Annotated in this window: 6 protein-coding genes and 2 pseudogenes; all 8 read left to right on the top strand. The window is 69.6% G+C overall.

Features of this window, described 5'->3' with window-relative positions:
• Nucleotides 1-585: SDR family oxidoreductase (locus AC5P09_RS50855; protein WP_493880455.1), on the top strand; the 585-nt coding region annotated here is incomplete at its 5' end.
• Nucleotides 586-625: 40 nt separating this feature from the next.
• Complete coding sequence (locus AC5P09_RS50850; RefSeq protein ID WP_493880454.1) at nucleotides 626-1,318, top strand: TetR/AcrR family transcriptional regulator; 693 nt, start codon at nucleotides 626-628, stop codon at nucleotides 1,316-1,318.
• Between the two features lie 400 nt (nucleotides 1,319-1,718).
• Nucleotides 1,719-2,204: a (2Fe-2S)-binding protein gene (locus tag AC5P09_RS50845; protein ID WP_493880453.1), complete on the top strand. Its 486-nt coding sequence runs from the start codon at nucleotides 1,719-1,721 to the stop codon at nucleotides 2,202-2,204.
• Nucleotides 2,201-3,196, top strand: a complete 996-nt coding sequence (locus tag AC5P09_RS50840) for an FAD binding domain-containing protein (RefSeq protein ID WP_493880452.1) — start codon at nucleotides 2,201-2,203, stop codon at nucleotides 3,194-3,196. The genes AC5P09_RS50845 and AC5P09_RS50840 overlap by 4 nt, the downstream gene beginning before the upstream one ends.
• A 320-nt stretch (nucleotides 3,197-3,516) precedes the next feature.
• Nucleotides 3,517-3,636 (top strand): annotated as a pseudogene (locus AC5P09_RS50835) (hypothetical protein); the annotation flags it as partial.
• Between the two features lie 182 nt (nucleotides 3,637-3,818).
• A pseudogene (locus AC5P09_RS50830) lies at nucleotides 3,819-5,485 on the top strand (xanthine dehydrogenase family protein molybdopterin-binding subunit).
• Nucleotides 5,486-5,529: 44 nt separating this feature from the next.
• A complete protein-coding gene (locus AC5P09_RS50825; protein WP_493880451.1) occupies nucleotides 5,530-6,687 on the top strand; it encodes an XdhC family protein in 1,158 nt (385 codons plus the stop codon).
• Between the two features lie 122 nt (nucleotides 6,688-6,809).
• A partial coding sequence (locus tag AC5P09_RS50820; RefSeq protein ID WP_493880450.1) for a transposase occupies nucleotides 6,810-7,065 on the top strand: 256 nt, incomplete at its 3' end.

Genomic DNA, 7,065 nt, shown 5'->3' with positions numbered 1-7,065 from the left:
GATGCGCGCGATCTCGATGCGCAGCGCGGCCTGGCGGAGCGGGTGCGTGAGCACTTCGGGGAGCTGGACGTGGCGTTCCTGAACGCCGGTGTCTCGGACTGGCGGCCGTTCGAGGACCACACGGAGGACAGTTTCGACCGGCTCTTCGACATCAACGTCAAGAGCGTCTTCTTTCTCACGCAGGCCCTGGTGCCCGTGCTGGCCAACCCGTCCTCGGTCATCCTCAACGCGTCCAACAGCGCGCACGGCGGCTACGGGCATTCGAACGCCTACGCCGCGACGAAGGCGGCTGTCGCCTCCCTGATGCGGTCGTGGAACGCGGACCTGCTCAGGTCGCACGGCATCCGGTTCAACGCGGTCAGCCCCGGCCCGGTGGACACCCCGCTGTACTCAGGGGCCAAGCTCGGGATCGATGACCCCGCGCAGCAGACGGCGGTTCTGGAGGCGATCAGCTCCACCATCCCGCTGGGTCGCATGGGTATGCCCGAGGAGGTCGCGGAAGCCGTCGTGTACCTGGCCTCCGATGTCTCCGCCTTCGCTGTGGGCCAGGACCTTATCCTGGACGGCGGCCAGACCGTCCTCTGACAGCGAGGATGCGGCTGGGAGACGGGCGAGGGGCGTGGACATGTCGGTGGCGGACCGTGACCGAGCGGAAACCGGTGGCGATACGTGTCAGGCCGGGTATCACGCGCAGATCAAAGCGGAGAACCGCGCGCGCATCATCCGCGCCGCCCGCGACCTCTTCCTCGCCCGGGGATACGACAAGACCTCCCTGGCCCAGATCGCCAGGGAGGCCCGCGTCTCCACCGGCACCCTCTTCAAGCGGTACCCCTCCAAGGCTGCGCTGTTCGCGGCCGTCACCTCCGAGCAGTGGCAGCTGGATGTGCAGTACGCCGAACCGCCCCCGCCCGGTGATCCCCGGTACGGTCTGGACCACATCGGCCGCGACTACGCCTGCCTGGTCTCGCGGCCCGGCACGGCGGCGCTGTGCCGCCTCATCATCACCGAACTTCCCCAGATGCCGGAACTCGCCGACATCGTCGGCACCGGCTTCGCCATCGACCGCGGACCCTTCTTCGACCGGCTCCGCGACTACCTGGACGCCGAAGCACAGGCCGGCACACTCGACTTCCGTTCGGCCGACGGACAGACACAGCCGGCATCCGCAGTGGCCGAACAGTTCCTCGGCATGATCTGCGGCCAGCTCCTGTGGCCTCAACTCGTACGGACCGACTTCGTCCCGCCCGACCCCACCGACACCACGATCGTTGACGAAGCCGTCGCCCTCATGCTCACCCGCTATCGCGCCGGATCCTGAACCCCGGACCACCCGTTCACGCTGCCAGGGCCCCGATACGTCGCCCTACCGGGACAGGTGCAAGTGCCCCGCCCGGTACTGCCGGCGTGCGCCCCCGGCGTTGCGCTCGGTGGCGCGACCACCGACAAGTGATCGAGGAAATCCTCCAGCACGTGCGAACCCGGGGCGACGTCGGCCCCACTGTGACGGTGTTGGCCTGCTGCGGCGTCGACCACCGCGGCTGTACCGGCTACTCAGCGCCACCCGCAGACAGCGCGTGATCTGAAAAAGATCATCGTCCGCGAGCGCCGCGAGACAAGACGCAGTGTTTCAGGCCGGAGTCCCTCTGGTCCTGTCCTATGTGCCTGATGGCGCCTCCCTCAAGAGAACGAGCCCACGGGCGATCCGGAGGAATGACACGGTGGAGATCGAGCTGCGGATCAACGGATCCGCCCAACTGCTGGACGTCGCGCCACAGGTGAGCCTGCTCGACGCGTTGCGCGAGTACCTGGGCCTGACCGGTACCAAGAAGGGCTGCGACCAGGGCGCGTGCGGCGCGTGCACGGTGCTCGCCGACGGCCGACGGATCAACGCCTGCCTCGCGCTGGCGGTGCAGTACCAGGGCCGCGAGATCACGACCATCGAAGGGGTCGACCACCCGTTGCAGGCGGCGTTCGTCCGCACGGCCGGATTCCAGTGCGGCTACTGCACACCGGGCCAGATCTGTTCGGCGATCGGGATGCTCGCCGAGCACAAGGAAGGCGCGCCCAGCGCGGCGACCGAGCACCTCGCCGCCACCGGCGGGGAGCTGGACGAGGCGGAGATCCGGGAGCGGATGAGCGGCAACCTGTGCCGCTGTAGCGCCTACAACGGCATCGTCTCGGCGATCAAGGAGGTCGCGAAGTGAAGTCGTTCTCCTACGTCAGCGCACCGGACATGGGCACGGCGCTGCGCACGATCGCCGGCAACGAAGACGTGAAGTTCCTCGCGGGCGGGACGAACCTCGTCGACCTCATGCGGGAGGGCATCGAACAGCCGTCGACGGTCGTGGACATCACCCGCCTGCCGCTGACCGGGATCGAGGAACTGACAGGCGGCGGGATCCGCGTCGGCGCGCTGGTGAGCAACAGTCGGCTCGCGGCGGACCCTGTCATCCGTGCCCGCTACCCGGTGTTGGCGCAGGCGATCCTGCTCGGGGCGTCCGCCCAGCTGCGGAACATGGCGACCGTGGGCGGGAACCTGCTGCAGCGCACCCGCTGCATGTACTTCTACGACGAGACCGCGGCATGCAACAAGCGCACGCCCGGCAGTGGTTGTGACGCGATCGGCGGGTTCTCCCGCGGCGGCGCGGTGCTGGGGGCGAGCGAGCACTGCATCGCGACCCACCCCTCGGACATGGCGGTGGCGCTGGTGCTGCTCGACGCGGTCGTCGAGGTGGAGAGTGTGCGCGGTGTGCGGCGTATCCCGGTCGCCGAGTTCCACCGGGTGCCCGGTGACACGCCGCACATCGAGACGGTGCTGTCCGCCGACGAGCTGATCACGGCCGTCGAGCTGCCGCCGGTGCCGGTCGCGGCGAACTCGCGCTACCGCAAGGTGCGCGACCGCGCGTCCTACGCGTTCGCCCTCGTTTCCGTCGCCGCCGCGCTGGCCGTCGAGGACGGCGTGGTCACCGAGGTCCGCCTCGCGCTGGGCGGCGTCGGCACCAAACCCTGGCGCGCCACCGAAGCCGAACGCGCGCTCCTCGGCCGGCCGGCGACCGAGGAAGCATTGCGGCGGGCGGCGGAAGCCGAACTCGCCGCCGCGGAGGGCGGACCGCAGAACGCGTTCAAGATCGAACTCGCGCGCCGCACGATCGTGGCGACCCTGCGACGGCTCCTGACCGACGGGAGCGCCGCCTGATGCCGAGGTCGAAGACAGCCACTGTGAGAACCATCCCTGCCCGGCTCGCGCGACTTGCGCGCGGCGGGCGACAGGACGACCGTACGGAAGAAGGCAGGGCGGCATGACCACGATCGGACAACCGCTCGACCGCGTCGACGGCAACGTCAAGACGACCGGTGCGGCCAAGTTCGCCGCCGAGCACTCCTATCCCGGCCTCACGCCCGCCGTACTCGTGCACGCCACCATCAGCCGCGGCCGGATCACCGCCCTGCACACCGACGAGGCGAGCGCGGTGCCGGGCGTGGTCGCCGTCCTCACCCACCTCCACGCGCCCCCCCATGAAACCGGCGCCGAAGCCCGGAACGTTCAACCTCACCTCACTGTTTTCCGGCACGTCGGTGAACTATCTGCAGAGCGACGAGGTGCACTGGGAGGGGCAGCCGATCGCGGTGGTCGTCGCGGAGACCTCCGCCGCCGCCCGCGAGGCAGCCGCGCTCGTGCGCGCCGAGTACATGGTGACCAAGTCCGTGGTGGACTTCGAAGGGGCCGAGGAAGACGCACAGCCGCAACCGAACAACTCGTTCTTCCCCCGGGGGGGGCAAAGAGGGGCGATGCGGAGGCCGCGCTGGCTACCGCGCAGGTGTCGCTGGACCTGCGGTACACCACCCCGCCGCACAGCCACAACGCGCTGGAGCTGCACGCCACCACCGCCGTCTGGGATGGCGACCGGCTCACCGTCCACGACGCGACGCAGTCCATCGACTGGCTCCGCACCCACCTCGCGCTGCGGTTCTCCGTGCCCATGACGAACGTACGGGTGCTGGCGCCCTTCGTCGGCGGCGCCTTCGGCGGCAAGTTCGCGATGTGGCCCGGCACGATCCTCGCGGCGCTGGCCGCACGCGCGACCAGCAGGCCCGTGCGGCTGGTGCTGTCGCGGGAGGCGGTCTACCGGACGGTCGGCGGGCGCACCCCGTCCATCCAGCGGATGGCGCTGGGAGCGGACCGCGACGGCAGGCTGACCTCGCTGGTGCACACCAGCGTCACCCGCACCGGCCGGGTCGGCGGTCATTTCGAGCAGGTCGTCTCCGCGTCCCAGCATCTCTACGCGTCCGAGAACATCCTCGTGCGGCACGACCTCGTGCGGCTCGACCTGCTGCCGAACACCTTCATGCGGGCGCCGGGCGAGTCGATCGGCACCTTCGCGCTGGAGTCCGCGCTCGACGAGCTGGCGTACGAACTGGGCATGGACCCGATCGAGCTGCGCCTGCGCAACGAGACCGCGGTCGACCCGATCGACGGCAAGAAGAAGTTCTCCCACCGCAAACTGCCGGAGATGTACGCGCTGGGCGCGGAGCGGTTCGGCTGGCACGACCGGAACCCCGAGCCGCGTTCGACGCGCGACGGGCGGTGGCTGGTCGGGACCGGCATGGCGACGGCGTTCCACCCGGGGTTGTCGATGCCGGTCAACGTCACGGTCCGCCTGTCGGCCGACGGCAGCGTACTGGTGCGTTGCGCCTTCCACGAGATGGGCATGGGCGCAGCCACGGCCCAGGCCCAGATCACGGCGGACGCGCTGGGTGTGCCGTTCGACGCCGTCCGCGTGGAGTACGGCGATTCCGATCTGCCGATGGGGCCGGCCGCCGGTGTGTCCGTCCAGACCGCGAGCACCGCCGCCAGCGTGATGCAGGCGTGCGAGGAACTGAAGCAGACGCTGAAGTCCATGGCACAAAAGACGGGCGGCGACAGCAACGAGGAGATTCTCCGGCGCGCGAAGGTGCCGCACGTCGAGGCCGTGATCGGATCGGAGACGCGGCTCGGCCGGATCGCCGGGCGGATACGGTTCCTCCCGAAATTCATGCGCGATGGCCAGAGGTGGATCAAGGCCGCCTCCGGCGTGCAGTTCTGCGAGGTGCGCGTGGATGCCGAGACCGGTGAGACACGGTGTCGAGGTGGGTCGGCGTGTTCGACATCGGCAGGGTGATCAACGCGAAGACGGCGGCCAGCCAGGTGCGCGGCGGCATCGTGATGGGCCTGGGCCTGGCGATGGCCGAGGAGACCATCGTCGACCCGCGCAACGGACGGATCATGAACCCCAGCCTGGCCGAGTACCACGTCCCCGTGCACGCCGACATCCCGCCGATCGACGTGTCCTTCCTGGACGACCCGGACCCGACCACACCGCTCGGCATCCTCGGCGCGGGCGAGGTGGGTGTCGTGGGTGTCGGAGCGGCCGTGGCGAACGCCGTCTATCACGCGACCGGCAAGCGGGTGCGGGACCTGCCGATCACGCTGGAAAAACTGCTCTGAAGCGACGGCGGTTCGATCCGTCCTACAACAAGAAAGGCACGCACGTGCTCGACATCGCGGACGAGTTGAACCGGTGGCTCGAGGAGGGGCGGGACTTCGCCGTCGCCACGGTCGTGGCCGTCAGCGGCAGCGCGCCGCGCGGGCCGGGCGCCGCGCTCGCCGTCGACGCCGACGGCACCGCCATCGGATCGGTGTCCGGCGGCTGTGTCGAAGGCGCCGTCTACGACCTGTGCGCCCAGGCGCTCAAGGACGGCCAGGCGGTGCGCGAGCGGTTCGGCTACAGCGACGAGGACGCCTTCGCCGTCGGGCTGACCTGCGGCGGCGTCCTCGATATTCTGGTCACACCCGTGCGAGCCGACGGACCGGGCAGGAAGGTGCTCCAGGTGGCGCTGTCGGCCGCCGCCCGGGGTGAGGCGGCGGCATTCGCCCGCGTGGTCCGAGGACCGGCACAACTCCTCGGCCGGGCGCTGGCAGTCCACCAGGACGGATCGTACGAAGGCGAACTCGGCGGACACCCGGACCTGGACCGCGCCGTCGTCAACGAAACCCGCTCCCTGCTGAACGCCGGCCGCACCGGCACCTTCGACATCGCGCGGGACGGATCCCACTGCGAGCCGGACCTGACCCTGCTCGTCGAGTCGAGCGTGCCGCCGCCCCGCATGCTCGTCTTCGGCGCCATCGACTTCGCCGCGGCCCTGGTACGCATGGGCAAGTTCCTCGGCTACCACGTCACCGTGTGCGACGCCCGACCCGTGTTCGCCACCCGGACGCGCTTTCCCGAGGCCGACGACATCGTGGTCGACTGGCCGCACCGCTACCTGCGCCGTACCCGGATCGACGACCGCACGGTGGTGTGCGTCCTCACTCACGACGCCAAGTTCGACGTACCCCTGCTGGAAGCGGCCCTGCGACGGCCGGTCGCCTACATCGGCGCGATGGGGTCCCGCCGCACCCACGAGGACCGCGACCGCAGACTCCGCGAGAGGGGCCTCACCGAAGCCGAACTGACCCGGCTTCACTCACCCATCGGCCTCGACCTCGGTGCCCGCACGCCCGAGGAGACCGCCCTGTCCATCGCCGCCGAGATCGTCGCCACCCGACAGGGCGGAACAGGTCTTCCACTGAGCGGTTCGCACACACCGATCCACCACGACACCGAAGCGCGCCGATCCGGGTCCGCATCTCGGGTCGGGAGCTTCTGAACGCCGGCTGAAGAGACCAACTCATTGAGCTCTGCCACCTCTTCTCTAAGGGGTCCTTGCGGAATGATCCTTCTGTGGCACGGTGGATGTGTATGTGATCCCGTGTTTTGTGGGGTGTGATCATGGCGCGGCGGAAGCCGTGGGAGGTCAGTGACGAGTTGTGGGCGGTGATCGAGCCGTTGTTGCCGAAGCATGAGCGGCGGTTCCGGCATCCGGGGCGCAAGCGGATCGATGACCGCAGGACGCTGCAGGGTGTGCTGTTCGTCCTCTACACCGGCATTCAATGGGAGTATCTGCCGCAGGAGTTGGGATTCGGTTCCGGTCCTGCCTGCTGGCGTCGGCTGGCCGAGTGGCAGCAGGCGGGGGTGTGGGAGGAAC

It is taken from the genome of Streptomyces sp. a15 (assembly GCF_059026085.1).
Note: the sequence above shows the minus strand (reverse complement) of the source record. Positions and strands in the feature narration are given on the sequence as shown.